Source organism: Enterobacter cloacae complex sp. ECL411 (genome assembly GCF_021869665.1).
Taxonomy (GTDB): Bacteria; Pseudomonadota; Gammaproteobacteria; order Enterobacterales; family Enterobacteriaceae; genus Enterobacter; species Enterobacter intestinihominis.
In genome coordinates, this window is sequence record NZ_CP091486.1 from 1,648,484 (window position 1) to 1,671,441 (window position 22,958).

Annotated in this window: 19 protein-coding genes; 9 read left to right on the plus strand and 10 right to left on the minus strand. The window is 57.5% G+C overall.

Annotated elements, in window-relative coordinates:
* The first annotated feature begins 102 nt into the window (after positions 1–102).
* The gene (locus tag L3069_RS07770; RefSeq protein ID WP_038415798.1) at positions 103–1,023 is read left to right on the plus strand and encodes a DMT family transporter; all 921 of its coding nucleotides are present in this window, start codon (positions 103–105) and stop codon (positions 1,021–1,023) included.
* Between the two features lie 101 nt (positions 1,024–1,124).
* On the opposite strand, the gene rutG is transcribed toward L3069_RS07770, so the two are convergent.
* Genes rutG through rutA form a run of 7 tightly spaced genes read right to left on the minus strand, consistent with a single transcriptional unit; the run spans position 1,125 to position 6,553 of the window.
* On the minus strand, positions 1,125–2,441 hold the full coding sequence (gene rutG / locus L3069_RS07775; RefSeq protein ID WP_038415799.1) for a pyrimidine utilization transport protein G: 1,317 nt from the start codon (positions 2,439–2,441) through the stop codon (positions 1,125–1,127).
* A gap of 21 nt (positions 2,442–2,462) precedes the next feature.
* The gene (rutF, locus tag L3069_RS07780) at positions 2,463–2,957 is read right to left on the minus strand and encodes an NADH-dependent FMN reductase RutF (protein ID WP_038415800.1); all 495 of its coding nucleotides are present in this window, start codon (positions 2,955–2,957) and stop codon (positions 2,463–2,465) included.
* A gap of 9 nt (positions 2,958–2,966) precedes the next feature.
* A complete protein-coding gene (locus tag L3069_RS07785; protein WP_038415801.1) occupies positions 2,967–3,557 on the minus strand; it encodes a malonic semialdehyde reductase in 591 nt (196 codons plus the stop codon).
* A gap of 9 nt (positions 3,558–3,566) precedes the next feature.
* Positions 3,567–4,367 (minus strand): pyrimidine utilization protein D, encoded by an 801-nt coding sequence (gene rutD / locus L3069_RS07790; RefSeq protein WP_038415802.1) that lies wholly within the window; start codon positions 4,365–4,367, stop codon positions 3,567–3,569.
* Between the two features lie 7 nt (positions 4,368–4,374).
* Complete coding sequence (rutC, locus tag L3069_RS07795; RefSeq protein ID WP_015570870.1) at positions 4,375–4,761, minus strand: pyrimidine utilization protein C; 387 nt, start codon at positions 4,759–4,761, stop codon at positions 4,375–4,377.
* Positions 4,762–4,772: 11 nt separating this feature from the next.
* A complete protein-coding gene (gene rutB, locus L3069_RS07800) occupies positions 4,773–5,462 on the minus strand; it encodes a pyrimidine utilization protein B (protein WP_038415803.1) in 690 nt (229 codons plus the stop codon).
* Positions 5,462–6,553, minus strand: a complete 1,092-nt coding sequence (gene rutA, locus L3069_RS07805; RefSeq protein ID WP_023305836.1) for a pyrimidine utilization protein A — start codon at positions 6,551–6,553, stop codon at positions 5,462–5,464. The genes rutB and rutA overlap by 1 nt, the downstream gene beginning before the upstream one ends.
* 245 nt (positions 6,554–6,798) lie before the next feature.
* Here rutA and rutR point away from each other — a divergent pair, with 245 nt between their 5' ends.
* The gene (gene rutR / locus L3069_RS07810) at positions 6,799–7,437 is read left to right on the plus strand and encodes an HTH-type transcriptional regulator RutR (RefSeq protein WP_038415805.1); all 639 of its coding nucleotides are present in this window, start codon (positions 6,799–6,801) and stop codon (positions 7,435–7,437) included.
* Positions 7,438–7,927: 490 nt separating this feature from the next.
* On the opposite strand, the gene L3069_RS07815 is transcribed toward rutR, so the two are convergent.
* The gene (locus L3069_RS07815; protein WP_038415806.1) at positions 7,928–8,320 is read right to left on the minus strand and encodes a lysozyme inhibitor LprI family protein; all 393 of its coding nucleotides are present in this window, start codon (positions 8,318–8,320) and stop codon (positions 7,928–7,930) included.
* Between the two features lie 101 nt (positions 8,321–8,421).
* Positions 8,422–12,384, minus strand: a complete 3,963-nt coding sequence (putA, locus tag L3069_RS07820; RefSeq protein WP_038415807.1) for a trifunctional transcriptional regulator/proline dehydrogenase/L-glutamate gamma-semialdehyde dehydrogenase — start codon at positions 12,382–12,384, stop codon at positions 8,422–8,424.
* A 422-nt stretch (positions 12,385–12,806) separates the two neighbouring features.
* Here putA and putP point away from each other — a divergent pair, with 422 nt between their 5' ends.
* Positions 12,807–14,315 (plus strand): sodium/proline symporter PutP, encoded by a 1,509-nt coding sequence (gene putP, locus L3069_RS07825; RefSeq protein WP_022647686.1) that lies wholly within the window; start codon positions 12,807–12,809, stop codon positions 14,313–14,315.
* A 72-nt stretch (positions 14,316–14,387) separates the two neighbouring features.
* Positions 14,388–14,807, plus strand: coding sequence for a DUF3574 domain-containing protein (locus tag L3069_RS07830; RefSeq protein ID WP_100167846.1), 420 nt, complete (start codon positions 14,388–14,390; stop codon positions 14,805–14,807).
* 82 nt (positions 14,808–14,889) lie between these two features.
* On the opposite strand, the gene L3069_RS07835 is transcribed toward L3069_RS07830, so the two are convergent.
* Positions 14,890–16,074, minus strand: coding sequence for a NupC/NupG family nucleoside CNT transporter (locus tag L3069_RS07835; protein ID WP_038415808.1), 1,185 nt, complete (start codon positions 16,072–16,074; stop codon positions 14,890–14,892).
* A gap of 251 nt (positions 16,075–16,325) precedes the next feature.
* Between L3069_RS07835 and efeU the strand changes: the two genes are divergently transcribed.
* From efeU to L3069_RS07860, 5 genes are all read left to right on the plus strand, one after another.
* Positions 16,326–17,159 carry an iron uptake transporter permease EfeU gene (gene efeU / locus L3069_RS07840; RefSeq protein ID WP_038415809.1) on the plus strand — a complete coding sequence of 278 codons (834 nt, stop codon included), beginning with the start codon at positions 16,326–16,328 and terminating at the stop codon, positions 17,157–17,159.
* Positions 17,160–17,200: 41 nt separating this feature from the next.
* Positions 17,201–18,328 (plus strand): iron uptake system protein EfeO, encoded by a 1,128-nt coding sequence (efeO, locus tag L3069_RS07845; protein ID WP_038415810.1) that lies wholly within the window; start codon positions 17,201–17,203, stop codon positions 18,326–18,328.
* A 3-nt stretch (positions 18,329–18,331) separates the two neighbouring features.
* Positions 18,332–19,615 carry an iron uptake transporter deferrochelatase/peroxidase subunit gene (gene efeB / locus L3069_RS07850; protein WP_038415811.1) on the plus strand — a complete coding sequence of 428 codons (1,284 nt, stop codon included), beginning with the start codon at positions 18,332–18,334 and terminating at the stop codon, positions 19,613–19,615.
* Between the two features lie 499 nt (positions 19,616–20,114).
* Positions 20,115–20,906 (plus strand): phosphate starvation-inducible protein PhoH, encoded by a 792-nt coding sequence (phoH, locus tag L3069_RS07855; RefSeq protein ID WP_017384762.1) that lies wholly within the window; start codon positions 20,115–20,117, stop codon positions 20,904–20,906.
* A 419-nt stretch (positions 20,907–21,325) separates the two neighbouring features.
* Positions 21,326–22,831, plus strand: coding sequence for a sodium:alanine symporter family protein (locus L3069_RS07860; RefSeq protein ID WP_022647693.1), 1,506 nt, complete (start codon positions 21,326–21,328; stop codon positions 22,829–22,831).
* Positions 22,832–22,958: the final 127 nt, after the last annotated feature.

The window sequence follows — 22,958 nt, forward strand, 5'->3', positions numbered from 1 at the left end:
TCTCTGCCGCCGGGTTTCCCGGCGGTTTTTTTATGTCTGCTACATTGAACTGTAATCAAAGGCATCGCACACTACAGGATTGATTCTTCGTGCTGGTGTCCCATGTCCGTTTCCCGTTTTACTTTCTCCATTAAGCCTCAGGAAGCCATCCTGATTTTGATCACCATGTTCTGGGGCGGAACCTTTCTTGCCGTTCAGTACGCGGTCACGATGAGCGATCCGTTTTTCTTTGTAGGGCTGCGTTTTGCAACCGCGGCGGTTGCCGTGGCGCTTATTTCGCTGAAAACCCTGCGCGGGTTGACCCTGAGAGAGCTTAAAGCGGGTGTCGCTATTGGCGTGGCGATTGCCATGGGCTATAGCCTGCAAACGTGGGGGCTCCAGTCTATCTCCAGCAGTAAATCCGCCTTCATCACCGCCATGTACGTACCGCTGGTGCCGCTGTTGCAGTGGCTGTGCCTGGGCAGAATACCGGGCCTGATGTCGTGCATTGGTATCGTGCTGGCGTTCATCGGCCTCATTTTATTAGCCGGGCCGGAAAATAATCTGCTGGCGCTGGGGCCGGGAGAGATCATCACGCTGGTAGGGGCCGTTGCCATTGCGGCTGAAATTATTCTGATTAGCGCCTGGGCAGGAAAAGTGGACGTCAAGCGGGTGACGGTCGTGCAGCTTGCCACCGCGTCGCTGGTGGCGTTCGCGACGATGGTGCCGGCAGGGGAGTCCGTCCCGCCGATGTCTACCGGGCTTATCGTCGTGGCGCTGGGGCTGGGCATTTTTAGCGCTATTATTCAGGTCACCATGAACTGGGCGCAGCGCAGCGTATCTCCGACACGGGCGACGGTCATCTATACCGGTGAACCGGTGTGGGCGGGTATTTTCGGGCGACTCGCCGGGGAGCGTCTGCCGCTGCTGGCGCTGGTGGGCGCGGCGTTTATTGTCGCCGGGGTGCTGGTGAGCGAGTTAAAGTTAAAAAAACGACGTAAGTCGATTGCCGGGTTGAGCACTGAACAAGGGGCAGATAGCTAACAACGCGCACGCTGCCCGTTTGCCCGGCGGCGCTTCGCTTGCACGGGCCTACAATTGGCATGTAGGCCGGGTAAGCGTAGCGTCACCCGGCTATTTCAGGTTCATGGGGTGATGGCTTCCGCTTGCGCTTCATCCCCTTTGCGGCGGCTAAGCAGGGCGTTGAGCAGGATCGCGCCGAAGGTCGCCGTGCCAATCCCGCCAATCGTAAACCCGCCCAGCGTCAGGGCGAAGTCGCCTGCGCCCAGCACCAGCGTGACCGCCACCATGATCAGGTTACCGTTCTGGCTCAGATCAACATGATTCTGCACCCAGATGCGTGCCCCCGCGACGGCAATCAGACCAAATACAACAATCGAGGCGCCGCCAATCACGGGTGCCGGGATGGTGTGGATCAATGCGCCGAATTTTGGGGAAAAGCCGAGCAGTATCGCCATCACCGCCGCCGCCACGAAGACCAGCGTCGAGTAGACTTTGGTCACTGCCATCACGCCGATGTTTTCCGCGTAGGTCGTCACGCCGCTGCCGCCGACCGAGCCGGAGAGCATGGTCGCCAGACCGTCTCCCACAAACGCCCGCCCCATATACGGATCCATATTGCGCCCGGTCATTCCCGCTACGGCTTTCAGGTGGCCCAGGTTTTCAGCCACCAGGATCACCGCGACAGGCGCGATGAGCATCATCGCCTGAGCGTTAAAGGTGGGCGAGGTCATGTGCGGCATCCCGAACCAGGCGGCCTGGTGAATCAGTGTGAAATCAACCGGCTTGCCGAGACCAAACACGTTCGCCAGCAGCGCGTAGATCAGACAGGCCGCAATCAGCCCGACCAGGATCAGCAGCCGCTGGATCATCCCGCGCGTAAAGACCGCCACCACGCCGATGCACAGCACCGTAATCACCGCCATCCAGCTTTCAAACGGCGAGCCGGATACGCTCTTCACCGCAATCGGCGCGAGGTTCAGGCCTATCGCCATCACCACCGCCCCGGTGACGACGGGGGGCATCATGCGTTCGATCCAGCGCGTGCCGACTTTCATCACCACCAGACCGGTAAGGGTGTAGACCAGCCCACAGGCGATAATGCCGCCGAGGGCCACGCTCAGGTTGGGGTTAATGCCCTGACCGTTAAACCCGGTCGCTGCAATAACGACTCCCACAAAGGCGGCGCTGGAGCCCAGATAGCTGGGCACGCGCCCGCCGGTGACAAAAAAGAACAGCAGGGTACCCATACCCGACATCAAAATGGCGAGGTTAGGATCCAGCCCCATCAGCATGGGCATTAGCACCGTCGCACCAAACATCGCGACCGCATGCTGCACGCCCATCACCATTGTCTGCCCGAGCGGGAGCCTTTCATCCGGCGCGACCACGCCTGCTTCTGTGGAGGTCGATTTCAACTGCCAGTGGGGAAGTCCGAACATGTTCTGTCTCCTGAATGAGGATTAACAGGCGGGTCGCATAAGTGCGTGATAGCCGCGGTCGAACCACACCAGCCCTTGCGGTGCCGGGTGGCGAACGATGGATACGATGTCGCAAAACAGAATGTCGTGGGTGCCGACGCTAACCACCTGGCTGATGCGGCAGTCGAACGAGGCCAGGGCATTTTCCAGACGTGGACAGCCCGTGTCGCCTGTCTGCCAGCGGGCAGCGGCAAAGCGTTCCGCCATCGGCGTTTTACCGCCAAACAGGTTGGATAATGGCTCCTGTCCGGCACTCAGCGTGTTAACGCACAGGGTGCGGTTCTCGTTGAAAATCGGCCAGACGGACGCGCCACGGTTGAGGCAAACCAGCAGAGTGGGCGGGGAATCGGTCACGCTGCATACCGCGCTGGCGGTAAAGCCCGCCATTCCCGCAGTGCCGTCGGTGGTGATGATATTGACCGCCGCACCGACGCAGGCCATGGCATCACGGAAGGTTTGTTGATCGGGTGTCGTCATGATGGCTCCTTACGCCAGCCCGCAGGCGTCTTCGAAGGTCAGACGCGGTAAGCGCCCATAGACTTTGCTCATATCGCCATAACCGATGTTAATCAGCAGATTGCTTTTAAGCAGCGTGCCCGTGAAAAAGGCCGCGTCCACTTTTTCCCGGTCAAAGCCGGACATCGGCCCGGTGTCGAGCCCGAGCGCGCGGCAGGCGAAGATCAGGTACGCGGCCTGCATCGAACTGTTGCGAAAGGCGGTCTCTTCCGCCAGTGCGGGGCTGGAGGTAAACCAGCTTCTGGCATCGCCGTGCGGGAACAGTACAGGCAGGTGCTCATAAAACTCGCTGTCCCAGGCGACAATTGCCGTGACCGGAGCGGTGAGCGTTTTCTCAAGGTTGCCGCTGGAGAGCGCCGGGCGCAGCTTCTCTTTTCCTTCCGGGCTTCGCACAAAGACAATGCGCGCCGGGGAGCAGTTGGCGGACGTCGGCCCCCATTTCATCAGGTCATAAATCTCGCGCAGCGTCTCGTCACTGACCGGTATATCCAGCCAGCCGTTATGGGTACGTGCGCCGGTAAACAGCGTTTCCAGCGCGGCGGGCGTGATGGCTTCGCTCATTCAGGCTCCTTACAAAGCGGGTTCAGGGCTGTGCAGCAGGCTGGCAAGCCCGTTCAGCAGTAGAGTGTTAAAGATGTCCGGCGCGGTCACGTTGCAGGCATGCCCGCCCTGGCGCATGTCCGTTTTGCGGGCGTGCGGGAGGGCGGCGTGCAGATCCGCGGAGCAGACGGACGGCACCAGCAGATCGTCGGTGGAACAGATAATCTGCACGGGGCAGCGAACGCGTGCAGCGTGGCGGCTGAAATCGGCCTGTTTCAGCGCATGCAGCCTGCGTAGCAGATTGGCTTTGCCCTGGAAATGGGCCAGCGCCAGCGCTTCCTCGGCCTCCAGCCGCGGAGCGCGGGCAGCCATCCAGTCTGCCGGGTAAAGAAACAGCGGCTGTGCCTCTACCCACGCCTGAGCCCCGCCCGCATGCAGCAGACGTTCGCGAACGTCAAAACAGCGTCGGGTATGGGCATTGAGGGTCAGCCAGCCGTTGACACAAACCAGCGCGGTGAGGGCGTCAGGCTTATCGATAGCCAGCCGCAGGCCGACCAGCGCCCCCAGCGCGTGGCCGACCACGCAGTAACGGGCGATCCCGGCCCCGGCTAACGCCAGCGCGAGCTCGTCGGCCATGTGTGCGAGGGTGTAGTCTTCCGGCAGGGTATCCGGGTTATTCCCCGTGCCCCGCTGGTCGTAGCACACCACCTGATACTCCTGCCCCAGCACGGCGAGCTGAGGCAGCCAGTAGCTGCCGCTGCCGCCGAGCCCGGCAATCAGCACCACCACGGGCGCGCCCGCAAAGGGGGGCGGGGAAATGGACAGTTTCATGGCGGCCTCACTTCGCGATGTGCGCAACGGTGGCAATTTCAACCAGCGCTTCAGGCTTTACCAGCCCGCACTGGATGCAAAATCGCGCCGGTTTATCGCCGGGGAAAAACTCCGCGTAGATCTCGTTAATCGCGGCGTAGTTTTTCCAGTCGGTGATAAAGATGCTGTTGAAGGTCACGTCCTCCATCGTGCCACCCGCCGTTTCGATCACGGTTTTGATCGTCTCCAGCACGTGGCGGGTTTGCGCCTTTGGGTCATCGATAAACACCACGTTGTTGTCTTTATCAAACGGCAGCGTGCCTGAGACATACACCACGCCGTCGGCGAGGGTTCCGGGGACAAACGGGGCTATCGGGGTGCTGGTGCCCGGCGGAATAATCACGGATTTCGGCATAGCGGTTCTCCTCAGGCGATGCGGGCGAGCGGGGGATCCAGCGCGTCGCAGAAATCGGCGACGTTACTGACCCAGCCAAAAAAGGTTTCGATATTGAACAGGGCGGCTTTCTGGGCAAAATCCGGCCCGGCCTGATGGGTAGCGTCTTCCAGCACCACGCCAAAATACTCGAGGAAGAAGCCGTCGCGCAGGGTGGACTCCACGCAGACGTTGGTGGCAATGCCCGTAAAGACCAGATGACGAATGCCCCGGCTGCGCAGCAGGCTGTCGAGCGGGGTATTGAAAAAGCCGCTGTAGCGCGGTTTCGGCAGTACGATATCGCCAGCTTCCGGTACCAGCTCATCCACCAGCTGATAATCCCAGCCGCCTTTCGCCAGCAGCGTGCCCTGGAGTTCAGGCCGTTGTCGCATGGTTTTCAGGGCGTTGGATTTGTGAAAGTTGGGGGAGCCGGGACCGCCAGCTTCGACGTACTGGTCGTCCCAGCCATTCTGGAACCAGACGATCAGCATGCCCGCAGCACGCGCGGCGCTCACGGCGGTTTTGATATTCTCAATCACCGGCTGCGTGGCCGAGACGTCGAACCCGGCCAGATCCAGATACCCGCCTTTACTGGCATAAGCGTTTTGCATATCCACCACGATCAGCGCGCTCTGCTGCGCGTCAAAGGTGATGGCCTCCGGGCGAGTGTTGAGGGTCGTCATTACGCCACCTCCTTCGTCACGGCAGGGATGTGGGCGCGGCACTGCATCAGCGGCTGAATACGCTCGCCGAAGGTTTCCACGCCGGTGAGAAAATCATCGAAGGTCAGCAGCACGCCTTCGGCGCCGGGCACGGCAGCCACTTCGTCGAGCATTCTGGCGACGCTGGCATACGAGCCAACCAGGGTGCCCATGTTGATATTGACGGCAGACGTCGGGTCGGCCATCTGGCGAACGTTGGTGTCCGCGCCGGAGCGGGTATCCTTCTGGCTCTGCTCGGTCAGCCAGCTCAGGGCTTCCTCGTCGGCGCCGTCCTTGTATCGTTCCCATTTGGCGCGCGCGGCGTCGTCGGTTTCGTCGGCAATCACCATAAACAGCACGTAGGAGCCCACGTCGCGCCCGATTTTGTCGGCGGCCGCTTTCATGCGTGCCGCGGTGGGCGCGAAGGCGGCAGGGGTGTTAACGCCTTTGCCGAAGCAGAAGTTGAAGTCGGCGTATTTGGCGGAGAATTCCATCCCCGCGTCGCTCTGCCCGGCGCAAATCACCTTCATCGGCACCGACGGCTGGGGGCTGACACGGCAGTCGTTCATGGTGAAGAAGTCGCCTTTGAAATCGCTTTTGCCGGTGCCCCACAGATCGCGCAGCACCTGCACGTATTCAGTCAGGTAGTCGTAGCGACGGGAGAAGTAATCGTCACCCGGCCAGATCCCCATCTGCTCGTACTCCGGCTTTTGCCAGCCGGTGACCAGGTTAACGCCAAAGCGCCCGCCGGAGATGGAGTCGATGGTGGAGGCCATCCGCGCCACGATTGCCGGGGGAAGGGTAAGGGTGGCGGCGGTGGCGTAAATCTGGATGCGCGAGGTTACCGCAGCCAGGCCCGCCATCAGGGTAAAGGACTCCAGGTTGTGGTCCCAGAATTCGGTCTTACCGCCGAAACCGCGCAGCTTGATCATCGAGAGCGCAAAGTCGAAGTGGTAATGCTCCGCTTTCTGCACGATGGCTTTATTCAGCTCAAAGGTCGGCATGTATTGCGGGGCCGTGGTCGAGATAAGCCAGCCGTTGTTGCCGATCGGTACAAATACGCCAATTTTCATCACGAACCTCTCTTCATTACGTCGCAGGTGTCACGACGTTTTTGCAAAGGGAGTGCCAGTTTTGAAAAATACTTTGTTATTAGGGTGTTAACTGGTGGTTGTTAAATTTAACAGCGAAAATGTGGACTAAGTGGTCAAAATCATTGCACAGAAAACAGGCACTCATGCGCGCTGAGGGTGCAGAAGGTCGTGGCGAGACGGGGGTTTTGCTATGCTGAGCGCAGGACAGAAAATGGAGAGCGAAAATGACACAAGGCGCAGTGAAAACACCCGGTAAACGTTCGCAGGCGGTGAGCGCCAAGAAACAGGCGATCCTCAGCGCCGCGCTGGAGACATTTTCGCAGTTTGGTATTCACGGTACGCGCCTTGAGCAGGTGGCGGAGCAGGCCGGGGTGTCCAAGACCAATCTGCTCTACTACTACCCGTCGAAAGAGGCGCTATATGTGGCGGTGATGCAGCAGATCCTGGATATCTGGCTCGCACCGCTTAAAGCATTTCGCGAAGAGCTGGCCCCGCTGGTGGCGATAGAGGAGTACATACGCCTGAAGCTGGAGGTATCGCGTGATTATCCCCAGGCATCGAGGCTGTTTTGTCTGGAGATGCTGCAGGGCGCGCCGCTGTTGCAGGCGGAGCTGACGGGAGATCTAAAGCAGCTGGTGGACGAAAAATCGGCCATTATTGCCGGATGGGTCGCCAGCGGAAAACTGGCGCCCGTCGATCCGCAGCATCTGATTTTCATAATTTGGGCCTCAACCCAGCACTACGCTGACTTCGCGGCCCAGGTCGAGGCGGTAACCGGTAAAACGCTCCAGGACGAGGCGTTTTTCCAGAGCACCCTGGAAAACGTGCAGCGGATGATTATCGAAGGGATCCGTGTGCGCTAATTTCCCTCACCCCAACCCTCTCCCGCGGGGCTGAGGGATCCCCAGTAATTTTTTTATGCAGAAGCAATAAAGTTGCTTTCTAAATGACTGAGGGCTGTCAGCGATGCCCTGGTCCGGCTGTAAATCGCTGAGGCGTTTCCTGCAGGCCGGGGCGAGGCGCAGGGATGCGCCGAGAGGGCGGCTTTACAGGGACGTTGCCTCCGCTCGTACCCGATAAGCCGGAAGGAATAAGCCGAGGGCACCGCGAAGCGGCGATTTACCGCCGGGAGCCCGGGTCGCCAGGGTGGTGGCGACTGAGCCACCCTGGCACGTTCACCGGTCATGTCGTTACAGAGTAGCAAGGAACATAAAGTGAACGGAATGACCACCACCGCCGTATGTTCCCCTCACCCTAACCCTCTCCCCGGAGGGGCGAGGGGATTGCTCAGTGCTCGCATTAATTTGTGGGGAACCCTCAGCCCTGTGGGAGAGGGAATAGTTCAGTGCCGCGTCAGCCCGGCGGGAGGGGACAGCTTAAGTCGCCCTCTTCACACTGCATCAGCGTGGCCAGAAACGCTTCGCGCTCCACGGTTTTTTCCGCCAGACACTGGTTCACAATCATTGGCTGAACGCTCCCGCCTTCCGTACCCGAACCGATAAACGCACAGTCCGCGTCGCGCAGGCTGATCCACGCCTGCTGCGCCTTTTTCAGCAGATCGCGCTGAGGTGCAGCCGCACGTTTGATGGCGGCCTGATAGGTCTCGTTGAGCTTTTTATCGGCGGCCTGGTACTGCTGCGCGCTACAGGTGTTCAGTTCAAGCTGGGTGGTCGCGTTGTTGCACTCGTCGGCAAGCGCGCTGGCGCTCATGAGCAGGGCTGCGCCTGCGAGAAATACTCTTTTCATCATTCCCTCCGTGTAAAAAAGCCGGATGCGCTGCGCTTATCCGGCCTACGGTGATTTTGTAGCCCCGGTAAGCGTAGCGTCACCGGGGAAAGTTTACACGATTAACCGATTGTCATCAGGCTGGCGTTACCGCCTGCCGCCGCGGTGTTGACGCTGAGCGAGCGCTCCACGTACAGACGCTCCAGCAGCAGGTTGGTTTCCCCGCGCGCAAAGCCCTGCACGGAAACGATGGCACCGCTGCGGGCCGCAACCTGCTCACACAGTTCGCGCAGCTGGTCGGAATCACCGTGGTAGATCACCGCGTCAAACGGCTGGGTCAGCAGGGCATCGGCCTTCGCAAAGCGAATGCGAGCCGAGACCGCTTTTGGCAACTGTTTGGCGAGGTCGCGATGCAGGGCATCTTCCGGCCACAGCACCTCACAGCCCGTTGCCGTTGCGGCTGCCAGCTGCACCAGCGCATCCTCCTCGTTATCCGCCACGCACAGCACACGCTCGCGCGGCATCAGCGTCCAGGTGTTGCGCTCACCGGTTGGACCCGGCAGCAGGCGCTGGGTACCGGCCTGCGCCAGCTCGCCGTACTGCTGCGCAATTGCACGCAGTTCAGGGCGGTTTTCTGCCCACTTAATCAGCGCGTCCAGAGGCTGGGTCAGCACGGCTTTCACCTGCGCATCCACCGGATAGTCCGCGTCCTGACGCGCCAGCGTCACGCCCAGCGCATTTTCCGGACGGTTTGCCAGCAGACGGTACAGATAGAGCGGACCGCCCGCTTTCGGGCCCGTGCCGGAGAGGCCTTCGCCGCCGAACGGCTGCACGCCCACGACTGCGCCGACCATATTACGGTTGACGTACAGGTTGCCGACTTTAGCATTGCCGGTCACCTGGGCAATGGTTTCGTCGATACGGGTATGCACGCCGAGCGTCAGGCCGTAACCCGAGGCGTTGATCTGATCGATCAGCTCGTTGAGGTTGTTACGGTTGTAGCGCACAACGTGCAGTACCGGGCCGAAGACCTCTTTTTTCAGCTCGTCGAAGCTTGCCAGCTCAATCAGCGTTGGCGGCACGAAGGTGCCGGTCTGCCACTCGCGGGCATCTTCACTGTTCTCACGCACCGCCTGGAACACCGGACGGCCTTTGGCACGCATGGTCTGAATGTGGTTTTCGATGTTGGCTTTGGCTTCCGCGTCGATCACCGGCCCGATATCGGTGGTGAGACGGCCCGGGTTGCCCATGCGGCATTCCGCCATCGCACCGCGCAGCATCTTCAGCGTGTGGTCAGCCACGTCATCCTGTAAGCACAGCACGCGCAGGGCGGAACAGCGTTGACCCGCGCTGTCGAAGGCAGAGGCCAGCACGTCAACGACGACCTGCTCAGTGAGCGCGGAGGAGTCCACGATCATGGCGTTCATGCCGCCGGTTTCAGCGATCAGCGGCGTTGGACGGCCCTGCGCATCCAGACGGGTGGCGATGTTGCGTTGCAGCAGGGAGGCTACTTCGGTCGAACCGGTAAACATCACGCCGCGCACGCGGTTATCGGAGGTCAGTTTGGCACCCACCGTTTCACCGCGCCCCGGCAACAGCTGCACCACGCCCGCCGGTACGCCCGCTTCCAGCAGAATGTTGATGCCCTGAGCGGCAATCAGCGGAGTCTGCTCTGCCGGTTTTGCCAGCACGCTGTTGCCTGCGGCAAGGGCCGCGGCAATCTGGCCGGTGAAGATTGCCAGCGGGAAGTTCCACGGGCTGATACAGACCACCGGGCCGAGCGGACGGTGCGTTTCGTTGTCGAAATCATCACGCACCTGACCGGCGTAGTAGTGCAGGAAGTCGACCGCCTCACGCACTTCGGCGATGGCGTTGCTGAAGGTTTTACCCGCTTCACGCACCAGAATGCCGATAAGCTGCTGCATCTGATCTTCCATCAGCACCGCCGCGCGTTCCAGAATGGCGGCACGCTCCTGCGGCGGGGTGGCAAACCAGATTGGCGCGTTGTTCACCGCGCTCTCCAAAGCTTGATCCACTTCCGCTTCTGTGGCTTCGCGCACGTAGCCGACGATATCCTTCGGCTCTGCCGGGTTGATCACCGGCTGCATTTCACCGTCTTCAACGGACTGCTCAAGGATCGGTTTGGCCTGCCACTTCTGCAATGCGCTGTTAAGCAGGGCAGAAGAGAGCGACGCCAGACGGTGTTCGTTGGCGAGATCCAGACCCGCCGAGTTGACGCGACCTGCACCATACAGCTCGCGCGGCAGGGCAATCTTCGGATGCGGCAGACCAATCTGGCCTTCCTGCGCCGCCATCTTCTCTACGGCCTGTACCGGATCGGCCACCAGTTCGTCCAGCGGCAGGGTGGTATCGGCGATGCGGTTAACGAAGGAGGTGTTCGCCCCGTTCTCCAGCAGACGACGCACCAGGTAGGCCAGCAGGGTTTCGTGGGTACCTACCGGGGCATAAATACGGCACGGACGGTTCAGCTTGCCGTCGGCCACTTTACCGGTCACCTGCTCGTACAGCGGTTCACCCATGCCATGCAGACACTGGAACTCGTACTGGCCCGGATAGTAGTTCTGACCCGCCAGGCTGTAGATCGCCGCCAGGGTGTGGGCGTTGTGGGTGGCGAACTGCGGATAAATCAGGTTCGGCACGCCGAGCAGTTTTTTCGCGCAGGCGAGGTAAGAGACGTCGGTGTAGACCTTGCGGGTATAGACCGGATAGCCTTCCAGTCCTTCCATCTGGGCGCGTTTGATTTCGCTGTCCCAGTAGGCGCCCTTCACCAGACGGATCATCAGGCGGCGACGGCTGCGGCTGGCCAGGTCAATCAGGTAGTCAATGACGAACGGGCAGCGTTTCTGGTAGGCCTGGATAACGAAACCAATCCCGTTCCAGCCCGCCAGCTCCGGCTCGAAGCACAGTTTTTCCAGCAGATCGAGGGAGATCTCCAGACGATCCGCCTCTTCGGCGTCGATGTTGATGCCGATGTCATACTGGCGCGCCAGCAGGGTCAGGGACTTCAGGCGCGGGTAGAGTTCTTCCATCACCCGGTCGTACTGCGCGCGGCTGTAGCGCGGGTGCAGGGCGGAAAGCTTGATAGAAATGCCTGGCCCTTCATAAATACCGCGACCGTTGGACGCTTTACCGATGGCGTGGATCGCCTGCTGGTAAGAGACCATGTAGGCCTGCGCGTCGGCGGCGGTCAGCGCCGCTTCGCCCAGCATGTCGTAGGAGTAGCGGAAGCCTTTGTCTTCCAGCTTGCGGGCGTTCGCCAGCGCTTCGGCAATGGTTTCCCCGGTGACGAACTGCTCGCCCATCAGGCGCATCGCCATGTCCACGCCCTTGCGGATCAGCGGCTCGCCGCTCTTGCCGATAATACGGTTCAGGGAGCGCGACAGGTTGGCTTCGTTATGGGTGGAGACCAGCTTGCCGGTAAACAGCAGGCCCCAGGTGGCGGCGTTCACAAACAGGGACGGGCTGCGGCCAATGTGGGAGTGCCAGTTGCCGTTGCTGATTTTGTCGCGGATAAGGGCATCGCGGGTGGCTTTATCCGGAATACGCAGCAGCGCTTCCGCCAGACACATCAGCGCCACGCCTTCCTGCGAGGAGAGGGAGAACTCCTGCAACAGACCCTGCACCATACCGGCGCGTCCGCTGGCGGTTTTCTGATTACGCAGCTTGTCGGCGAGCTGATACGCCAGGCTGTGCGCCTGAGCGGCAACGGCTTCCGGCAGGCGCGCCTGCTCCAGCAGCATCGGCACGGCGTCGGTTTCGGCACGGCGATAGGCGCCGGTAATGGCGGCGCGGCTGACGGACTGCGGCAGGATCTGCTCGGCAAATTCCAGGAACGGCTGGTGGTTCTCATCAGCGGCCGTCGCGGCCTCTTCGCCTTCGTTCGCAGCGCCCGCCAGCAGGGCAGGCAGCTCCGGCAGACCTTCTTCACTCTCCAGTCTTTCCAGATAGTTAAAAATCGCCTGCTTGATTAACCAGTGCGGCGTGCGGTCGATACGGGTCGCAGCGGTTTTAATCCGTTCGCGGGTAGCGTCATCCAGCTTAACCCCCATGGTGGTCATCCCCATGCCAAAACTCCTGTTGTTCTGTAATAGCGTTCTGTTGATAGCGTGAAATATCCACCATGTTGCAACTTTGTGCAACCGTGTTAAATGTGACCTGGTCTGCAAGCTGGAAAATGAATGGATTGTTAACGATTAGTTAGCTGTGAAAAAGAACGCGCGGCGGTTTCTGAGCCCAGTTTTTATGCGGTGCTTAACACTTTTTAAAGGTGCAACCCGTAAAAGCGTGAGCGAGTGCAACCTATAGGAAAGACGTATAAAACCAGGGATGAAATTCATGTAAATGCAGTGTTAAATCGTTTGTCAGTGGGATGCGTATACGGCAGGATAGCGCGCCCAACGGAAACACATACACACATCACTACGTTCCGGTGATGACATAACAAGGCAGCCCGGACGGCTGTCGCTCGACATTTTGGAGAATTTGAATGGCTATTAGCACACCGATGCTGGTGACATTTCTCGTTTATATTTTTGGCATGATCCTGATAGGGTTTTTGGCATGGCGTTCCACTAAAAACTTTGACGACTACATCCTCGGCGGGCGCAGCTTGGGCCCGATGGTCACCGCACTCTCAGCGGGCGCATCCGACATGAGCGGCTGGCTGCTGATGGGGCTGCCGGGCGCGATTTTCATCTCCGGTATCTCCGAAAGCTGGATCGCCATCGGCCTGACCGTTGGCGCATGGATCAACTGGAAGCTGGTAGCAGGCCGTCTGCGTGTGCATACCGAAGCCAACAACAACGCCCTGACGCTGCCGGATTACTTCACGGGACGCTTTGAAGATAACAGCCGCATATTGCGTATTATCTCTGCGGTGGTGATCCTGCTGTTCTTCACCATCTACTGTGCCTCCGGCATTGTGGCGGGCGCGCGTCTGTTCGAAAGCACCTTCGGCATGAGCTATGAAACGGCGCTGTGGGCCGGTGCGGCCGCGACCATCCTCTATACCTTCGTGGGCGGATTCCTGGCGGTAAGCTGGACCGATACCGTGCAGGCGAGTCTGATGATTTTCGCCCTGATCCTTACCCCGATAATTGTGATTTTTACCGTCGGCGGCTTTGGCGAATCGCTGGAAGTGATCAAGCAGAAGAGCATCGAAAACGTCGATATGCTGAAAGGGCTGAACTTCGTGGCCATCGTCTCCCTGATGGGATGGGGCCTGGGCTACTTCGGTCAGCCGCACATTCTGGCGCGCTTTATGGCGGCGGATTCTCACCACACCATCGTTCACGCGCGTCGCATCAGCATGACGTGGATGATCCTGTGTCTGGCGGGGGCGTGCGCGGTCGGTTTCTTCGGTATCGCCTACTTCAACAACAACCCGGCGCAGGCGGGCGCGGTGAACCAGAACGCCGAGCGCGTGTTCATCGAGCTGGCGCAGATCCTGTTCAACCCGTGGATTGCCGGTATCCTGCTCTCCGCGATCCTGGCGGCAGTCATGTCCACCCTGAGCTGTCAGCTGCTGGTGTGCTCCAGTGCCATCACCGAAGACCTCTACAAAGCGTTCCTGCGTAAGGGCGCGAGCCAGAAAGAGTTAGTGTGGGTAGGGCGTTTTATGGTGCTGCTGGTGGCGCTGGTGGCGATTGCGCTGGCGGCTAACCCGGAAAACCGCGTGCTGGGGCTGGTGAGCTACGCGTGGGCGGGCTTTGGCGCCGCATTTGGTCCGGTGGTGCTATTCTCCGTTCTGTGGTCACGCATGACCCGCAACGGCGCGCTGGCGGGGATGATCATCGGTGCGGTTACCGTTATCGTCTGGAAACAGTTCGCGTGGCTGGGCCTGTACGAAATTATCCCGGGCTTCATCTTCGGCAGCCTCGGTATTGTGGTGTTTAGCCTGCTGGGTAAAGCGCCGTCTGCATCTATGCAGAAGCGCTTTGCGGAAGCGGATGCGCATTACCACTCAGCGCCGCCGTCTAAGCTCCAGGCTGAGTAATTTCCCTCTCACCCTAACCCTCTCCCCGGTGGGGAGAGGGGATAGTCCTTTCACCTATGTGAGTCTTCATCAATGAGAATTAAAACAGGGCTAATGGTGGCAGCATTCGTGATGCTGGCGGGCTGTAACGCACCCGCGCAGCATGCGGCGGTGGAAACCTGCAAAGCAGAAAATCAGATGCAGCAAACCACGCTCTATTTCGGCTTAAACCGTCCTGCCGGGGCGCAAATTATAGGCAACGAATGGCAGCAGTTTGTCGACCAGGACGTGACGCCGCGCTTTCGCGATGGCTTAACGGTGTTTGATGCCCGCGGTCAGTGGCTGGGCAACGACGGCAAGGTGGCGCGCGAGCCGAGCAAGGCGCTGATGCTGATCCACGGCAAAGACGCACAGAGCGAGAAAAACATTGAGGCTTTACGCGGTATTTATAAATCCCGCTTCGCACAGGAGTCGGTGATGCGGGTCGACCAGCCGGTGTGCGTACAGTTTTAATAAAAAACGGCGGGAAATCCCGCCGTTGTTGTATCGTAGGCCCGTGTAAGCGAAGCGCCGCCGGGCATTAACCGCACAAAACTTACAACACCAACCCCGCAAAGCTCGCCGACAGCAAACTCACCAGCGTTGCCCCGTATACCAGGCGTAAACCAAACCGCGACACCACATTACCCTGTTGCTCGTTCAGACCTTTTATTGCCCCCGCCACAATACCAATGGAGGCAAAGTTAGCGAACGACACCAGAAATACGGATAAAATGCCCAGCCCGCGCGGTGACATTTGGTGGGCTATTTTTTGCAGCTCGATCATCGCCACAAATTCATTCGCCACCAGTTTGGTTGCCATAATACTGCCCGCGCTTAAGGCATCGCTCAGCGGAATACCAATAAGCCACGCCAGCGGATAAAACACGTAACCCAGAATCTGCTGGAAGCTCAGGCCAAATACGCTGGCGAAGAGGGCATTAACGGCGCTAATAAGGGCGATAAAGCCAATCAGCATCGCCAGAATAATCATCGCCACCTTAAAACCGGCCAGAATATATTCGCCCAGCATTTCAAAGAAGCTCTGGGATTCATGCAGCTTTTCCAGTTTGATATCGGATTCGGCTTCCGGGCGGGCCGGGTTAATGACCGAAAGGATAATAAAGGTGCTGAACATGTTCAGGATCAGTGCCGCGACGACAAATCTGGCGTCGAGCATGGTCATATAGGCACCGACAATCGACAGCGAAACCGTCGACATCGCCGTTGCAGCCATCGTAAACAGGCGGCGTGAGGAGAGATCGCCCAACACGCCCTTGTAGGCAATGAAGTTTTCAGACTGACCGAGTATCAGTGAGCTCACCGCGTTAAAGGATTCCAGCTTGCCCATGCCGTTCAGTTTTGACAGCAGCGTCCCGATAACCCGAATAAAGATCGGCAGAATACGCCAGTGCTGCAGAATACCAATCAGCGCCGAGATAAAAATAATGGGGCAGAGCACGCCAAGGAAAATGAACGCCAGCCCTTTTTCACCCATCCCGCCAAAGACAAAATTCGTCCCTTCGGCAGCGAATTTAAGCAGTGACTCAAAGAAACCGGAGACATGTTTAATAATGAACAGGCCGCTTTCTGCATGCAGAAAAAAGAATGCCAGCGCGATTTCAATCACGATCAGCTGTAAAACGAAACGAATGCGAATTTTTCGGCGGTCGAAACTCACCAGCCAGGCAAGCGCAAGAATAATCACCAGCGCCAGCAGGAAATGGACAATTTTAAACATGGTTTATTTTCAGTTGGTTTTCGAGGCGGACATTTAGCCACAGCCCCGGTTAACCGTAAATGGGCATTTTCGTTATACCTTATAAACGCAACGGTTACTCAGGCAATTATTATTCCGCAATGCGTTTACATCTGGTCATCAAAACTCCACATATTTCGCTTGTTTTTCTTGTAGCCGTAATGATAATCACTATCACAAGAATTTACCTTTCTTTGCATCAGTTGACCGCGATAAACATTTAAGGTGTCTGCATGTTTGTTCCTTTTCTCATTATGTTACGTGAAGGCCTTGAAGCGGCCCTGATTGTTAGCCTTATCGCCAGTTATCTGAAGCGCACCCAGCGTGGACGCTGGATCGGCGTGATGTGGGTTGGCGTCTTCCTGGCCGCGGCGCTCTGCCTGGGGCTGGGTATTCTTATCAACGAAACCACCGGTGAATTTCCTCAGAAAGAGCAAGAGCTTTTTGAAGGCATTGTTGCCGTAATAGCGGTGGTGATCCTCACCTGGATGGTGTTCTGGATGCGCAAGGTCTCCCGTAACGTGAAGGTACAGCTGGAGCAGGCGGTGGATAACGCCCTGCAAAAAGGCAACCACCACGGCTGGGCGCTGATCATGATGGTTTTTTTCGCCGTGGCGCGTGAAGGCCTGGAGTCAGTGTTCTTCCTGCTCGCGGCTTTTCAGCAGGACGTGGGCATCTGGCCGCCGCTGGGCGCGATGCTTGGGCTGGCCACGGCGGTTGTGCTTGGCTTCCTGCTCTACTGGGGCGGAATTCGTCTTAACCTGGGCGCGTTCTTCAAGTGGACCAGCCTGTTTATTTTGCTGGTGGCCGCGGGGCTGGCGGCAGGGGCGATCCGCGCCTTCCATGAAGCGGGCCTGTGGAACCACTTCCAGGACGTGGCGTTTGATCTTAGTAACGTTCTCTCCACCCACTCACTGACCGGCACGCTCCTTGAAGGTATCTTCGGCTATCAGGAAACGCCGAGCGTCAGCGAGGTGGCGATGTACTTTATCTATCTTATTCCGGCCCTGGTGCTGTTCTTCATGCCATCGCGCCCCAGCGCTCAGCCGTCGCGTACTGCGCCGTGAAGCGCTTTGTTTAGTTACAACATACTTTAAAGGGAAGAGACATGGCTATTCAATTCCGTCGTAGCGCGTTACAGGTTGGTGTGGCAGCGCTGTTCGCGTCTGCCTTCGCCGCTCAGGCAGCAGATATTCCGCAGGTAAAAGTCACCGTCAACGATAAACAGTGCGAGCCGATGACCATCACGGTTAACAGCGGTAAAACCCAGTTTATTATTCAGAACCACAGCCAGAAGGCGCTGGAGTGGGAGATCCTGAAAGGCGTGATGGTGGTAGAAGAGCGTGAAAATATCGCGCCTGGCTTCAGCCAGAAAATGACCGCTAATCTTCAGCCGGGGGAATATGACATGACCTGCGGCCTGCTGACTAACCCGAAAGGTAAGCTGATCGTCAAAGGCGCAGCGACGGCGGACGCGGCCAAAGGCACCGCGCTGCTGAGCCTCGGCGACGCCATTACCGCCTATAAAGCCTACGTCACCAAAGAGACGGCTGACCTGGTGGCAGGCACCAAAGCCTTTACCGACGCGGTGAAAGCGGGCGATATCGAAAAAGCGAAATCCCTGTATGCGCCTACACGTCAGCACTACGAGCGCATCGAGCCGATTGCCGAGCTGTTCTCTGACCTCGATGGCAGCATTGACGCCCGCGAAGATGACTACGAGCAGAAGGCCGCCGATCCGAAATTCACCGGCTTCCACCGCCTGGAAAAAGCCCTGTTTGGCGATAGCTCCACCAAAGGGATGGAGAAATACGCCGATCAGCTCAACAGCGACGTGCTGGAGCTGCAAAAACGCATCAGCGAGCTGGCCTTCCCGCCGTCGAAAGTGGTGGGTGGTGCTGCGGGTCTGATTGAAGAAGTGGCCGCGAGCAAAATCAGCGGTGAAGAAGATCGCTACAGCCACACCGACCTGTGGGACTTCCAGGCAAACGTCGACGGCGCACAGAAAATTGTCGATCTGCTGCGGCCCCAGCTGCAAAAAGAGAACGGCGAACTGCTGGCGAAAGTGGATGCCAACTTTAAGAAAGTTAACGCCATCCTGGCGAAATACCGTACCAAAGACGGGTTCGAAACCTACGACAAGCTGACCGATGCTGACCGTAACGCGCTGAAAGGCCCGATTACGACGCTGGCGGAAGATCTCTCCCTGCTGCGTGGCGTTCTGGGTCTGGACTAAGCGATGAACAAGCATGATGAGTACGACGTGGCGGAACCTTCCCGACGTCGGTTGTTAAAAGGGGTAGGGGCGCTGGGCGGCGCGTTTGCCCTGGCGGGCGGCTGTCCGGTGGCGCATGCGGCAAAACCGCAAAGTGCCCCCGGCACGCTCTCCCCGGATGCGCGTATGGAAACGCAGCCGTTTTATGGTGAGCACCAGGCAGGAATCCTGACGCCGCAGCAGGCCTCGATGATGCTGGTGGCTTTCGATTCGCTGGCGAGTGATAAGGCTGACCTTGAGCGTCTGTTCAGGCTGTTGACCACGCGCATTGCCTTCCTTACGGCGGGCGGTCCGGCACCGGAAACACCGAATCCGCGCCTGCCGCCGATGGATTCCGGGATCCTCGGGGCGTTTATCGCTCCCGATAATCTGACCATCACCGTGTCGGTGGGGGAATCGCTGTTTGATGATCGCTACGGTCTGGCGAAGCAGAAGCCGAAAGCGCTGCAAAAAATGACGCGATTCCCGAATGACTCTCTCGACGCGGCGTTGTGCCACGGCGATCTGCTGTTGCAGATCTGCGCCAATACCCAGGATACGGTGATCCACGCCCTGCGCGATATCATCAAGCACACCCCGGATCTGCTCAGCGTGCGCTGGAAGCGGGAAGGTTTTATCTCTGACCACGCCGCGCGCAGTAAAGGGAAAGAGACGCCGGTCAACCTGCTGGGCTTCAAAGACGGTACCGCCAACCCGGACAGCAGCAATACCGTGTTGATGAAAAACGTGGTCTGGGTGACGGCGGATCAGGGCGAACCGGCCTGGGCGGCGGGTGGCAGCTATCAGGCGGTGCGTATCATTCAGTTCCACGTGGAGTTCTGGGACCGCACGCCGCTGAAAGAGCAGCAGACGATCTTCGGCCGCGATAAGCAAACCGGCGCACCGCTCGGCATGAAGCACGAGCACGATGAACCCGACTACGCCCGCGATCCGAACGGAGATGTCATCGCGCTGGACAGCCATATTCGTCTCGCCAATCCTCGCACCAAAGAGACCCAGTCCAGCCTGATGATGCGCAGGGGCTACAGCTACTCGTTGGGGGTGACCAATTCCGGTCAGCTTGATATGGGACTGCTGTTTGTCTGCTATCAGCACGATCTGGAGAAAGGGTTCCTCACCGTGCAGAAGCGGCTCAACGGCGAAGCGCTGGAGGAGTACATCAAGCCCATCGGCGGCGGCTATTTCTTTGCCCTGCCCGGCGCGCGTGACGCGAAGACCTGGCTCGCTCAAGGTCTGATAGAAGCCTGATAATCGTCCCTGCGACAGTTCGCGGGGACATTATTTTTCCATATGACTATCTTGTTGTTATATTTCTGTAATATTCATATATGAGACTGATTCCGCTGCAGGAGCAGTCTTAAAGGTTGCATCTAGGTAAAATAAATGTTGCATTTATGATAATTCCTGATGTACTTAAGATAAGACAGCGGTAGTTCCCGGCAGTGATATTGACTCACTATGGAGATCGCGAATGGTTGCGTCCTGTACTGGACAAGGTAAACACATCAACCGCAGCACCCGGCGCGGAGGCTCAGACTCCGGCAGCGATTTCCTCACCACAAAATTCTCCCCTCCACCTCTAAATACGATTTCTACCGACGTGCATAACGGTGCGCGTAGCCGTTCTGTATCGTCATCCGGTAATGCAAGCAATGGCTTACAAGGAAGCCAACCCTCTGATGTTCGTGCGCATAATCGTGCCGATGCTGGCGCGTGTGATGAATACCAACAACTCAAGGTGCTATCCATGGGAAGACAGAAAGCAGTGATCAAAGCTCGTCGCGAAGCAAAACGTGTGCTGAGACGGGATTCACGTAGCCATAAACAGCGTGAAGAAGAATCGGTCACCTCGCTTGTGCAGATGAGCGGCGTAGAATCCATTGGCATGGCGCGGGACAGCCGCGATGCATCGCCAATAGTGGCGCGGAATGAAGCTCAGGCGCACTACCTGAATGCTATCGAGAGTAAACAGCTCATCTTTGCAACCGGGGAAGCCGGATGCGGGAAAACCTGGATCAGTGCCGCCAAAGCGGCGGAGGCGCTGATTCATAAGGACGTGGAAAGGATCATCGTTACCCGTCCGGTACTGCAAGCGGATGAAGATCTGGGCTTCCTGCCTGGCGATATTTCTGAGAAGTTTGCCCCGTACTTCAGGCCCGTCTATGACGTGCTGGTGAAGCGGTTGGGCGCTTCCTTTATGCAGTACTGCCTGCGACCAGAGATTGGCAAGGTGGAAATCGCGCCGTTCGCCTATATGCGCGGACGTACATTTGAAAATGCGGTCGTTATTCTTGACGAGGCTCAGAACGTGACCGCTGCGCAAATGAAGATGTTTTTAACGCGCCTCGGGGAGAACGTGACGGTTATCGTCAACGGCGATATTACCCAGTGTGACCTGCCGTCGGGCGTGAAGTCTGGCCTGAGCGATGCCATGTCACGTTTTGAGGAAGATGAGATGATAGGGGTGGTCCGCTTCACAAAAGAGGACTGCGTCCGCTCAGCGCTGTGTCAACGAACGCTGGAAGTGTACTCCGACTAAGATCATTTCACATTTTAAGTCATTTCTTCCCGGCGTCATGCCGGGAAGCTTCTTTTATTCCCTCTGTTCGCATGGCTTTTTTTTAATCATATTTATTTCCTATAGCATTCAACGGGATTTACGCACCGTTTTTCGGTAATAATAATATTGCTGTAAATTTGCTGCGAACGCTTTTTATACAGGTCGCAAAAATGTGATATGTATTTACAATACCCACAAAATACCTGTAAATATAATGATCGCGCTAATTGTTAGGTGAAAATTAAACGTGAATGTTGTCACAGAACATGACTAAGCAGTAAAAATTAAGTTGGTGTCTTTTGGGTAATTATCTATGTTTCGTACTTGTTCAAATTAAATTCTAAGAAGAAACACACCAGGGGATCGTTTCCTCTGGAACATCACGCTGAGGGTCATACATGAACGAACTGGTTAGTGCAATTAATGGTGTTATCTGGAGCCCTGCGTTAATATTTTTATGTCTGGGTGTCGGTCTCTATTTCTCACTGCGTAGTCGTTTTCTGCAATTACGTCATATAAAACATATGATTACCCTGATGTTTCAGGGCGGGGCTACCGATGCCGGCGTATCATCGTTTCAGGCGTTGACGATGACGCTGGCGGGCCGCGTAGGGACAGGGAATATCGCCGGTGTGGCGACCGCCATTACCTTTGGTGGCCCCGGTGCGCTTTTCTGGATGTGGGTAGTGGCATTTTTAGGCGCCAGCTCTGCTTTTGTTGAATCCACGTTAGGTCAGGTTTATAAAGAAAAAATTAACGGCGAATATCGTGGGGGACCTGCCTTTTATATTGAAAAAGGGTTGGGGGTGAAGTGGTACGCATGGTTATTTGCTATTGTGACCATTTTCTCCTGCGGTTTATTACTTCCGGGCGTACAGGCAAACTCAATTGCCGCCAGCCTGGATATTGCCTTCGGTCTTAACCCAAACGTTACGGCGGCAATACTGGCTGTACTGTTAAGCTTCATTATTTTCGGTGGTGTAAAAAGGATCGCCAGCTTTAGCAGTATGGTCGTTCCGTTTATGGCGCTCGGCTATATTATTGTTGCCTGCGTTATTATCGCGATCAATATTGAAAAACTGCCTGCTGTTATCCTGCTGATCTGGAAAAGTGCTTTTGGCCTTGAAGCGGGATTTGGCGCTATTCTGGGCCAGGCTATCATGTGGGGCGTTAAACGCGGTGTCTATTCCAACGAGGCGGCGCAGGGCACCGGGCCACATGCCTCCTCGGCAGCAGCCGTAAGTCATCCGGTGAAACAAGGGCTGGTTCAGGCGTTCTCCGTATATATCGACACGCTGTTTGTCTGCTCCGCGACCGGGTTTATGCTGTTGATCACCGGGCTTTATAATGTTCAGGGCGTCGACGGCGCAGCCCTTTATACCGGTATTGCAGGCGTGGCGGCGGGTCCTGGCTATGTGCAGACAGCGATGGAAAGTATGATGCCGGGCTTTGGTAATTACTTTGTCGCCATCGCGCTATTCTTCTTTGCCTTCACCACCATCATTGCCTATTACTATATCGCTGAAACCAATATCGCCTACATCAACCGTAAAATTCACCGTCCGTGGCTGACATTCCTGCTTAAATTATGTCTGATGGCTTCCACGGTATATGGCACAATCCGCACCGCGGATCTGGCATGGGGATTAGGGGATATCGGGGTAGGGCTGATGGCCTGGCTCAACATTATTGCCATTGTCCTCTTGCATAAAAAAGCCTTTGCCAGCCTGAAGGATTATGAAACCCAGAATGCGCAGGGAATTGATCCACAGTTTGATCCGGTTCGGCTTGGGATTAAAAATGCGGATTACTGGCTGGGGGAGCGCAGAGATGAAGAGGGGGGATTGCCGGGGCAGGTTTCTTCTCCTGAAGGAAAGCAGCCGGCGGGGAAGTTGAATAACTGAGGAATAGTTTAAAACGGGCCCGTGCTTATGCGCGGGCTTTTTGTATGGGTGAGGCGGTATCACCCGCACCGGCGGGGATTGACTCGCTTCGCTCTCAGTCTGTCCAACTGGCTGCGCCAGTTGTCGA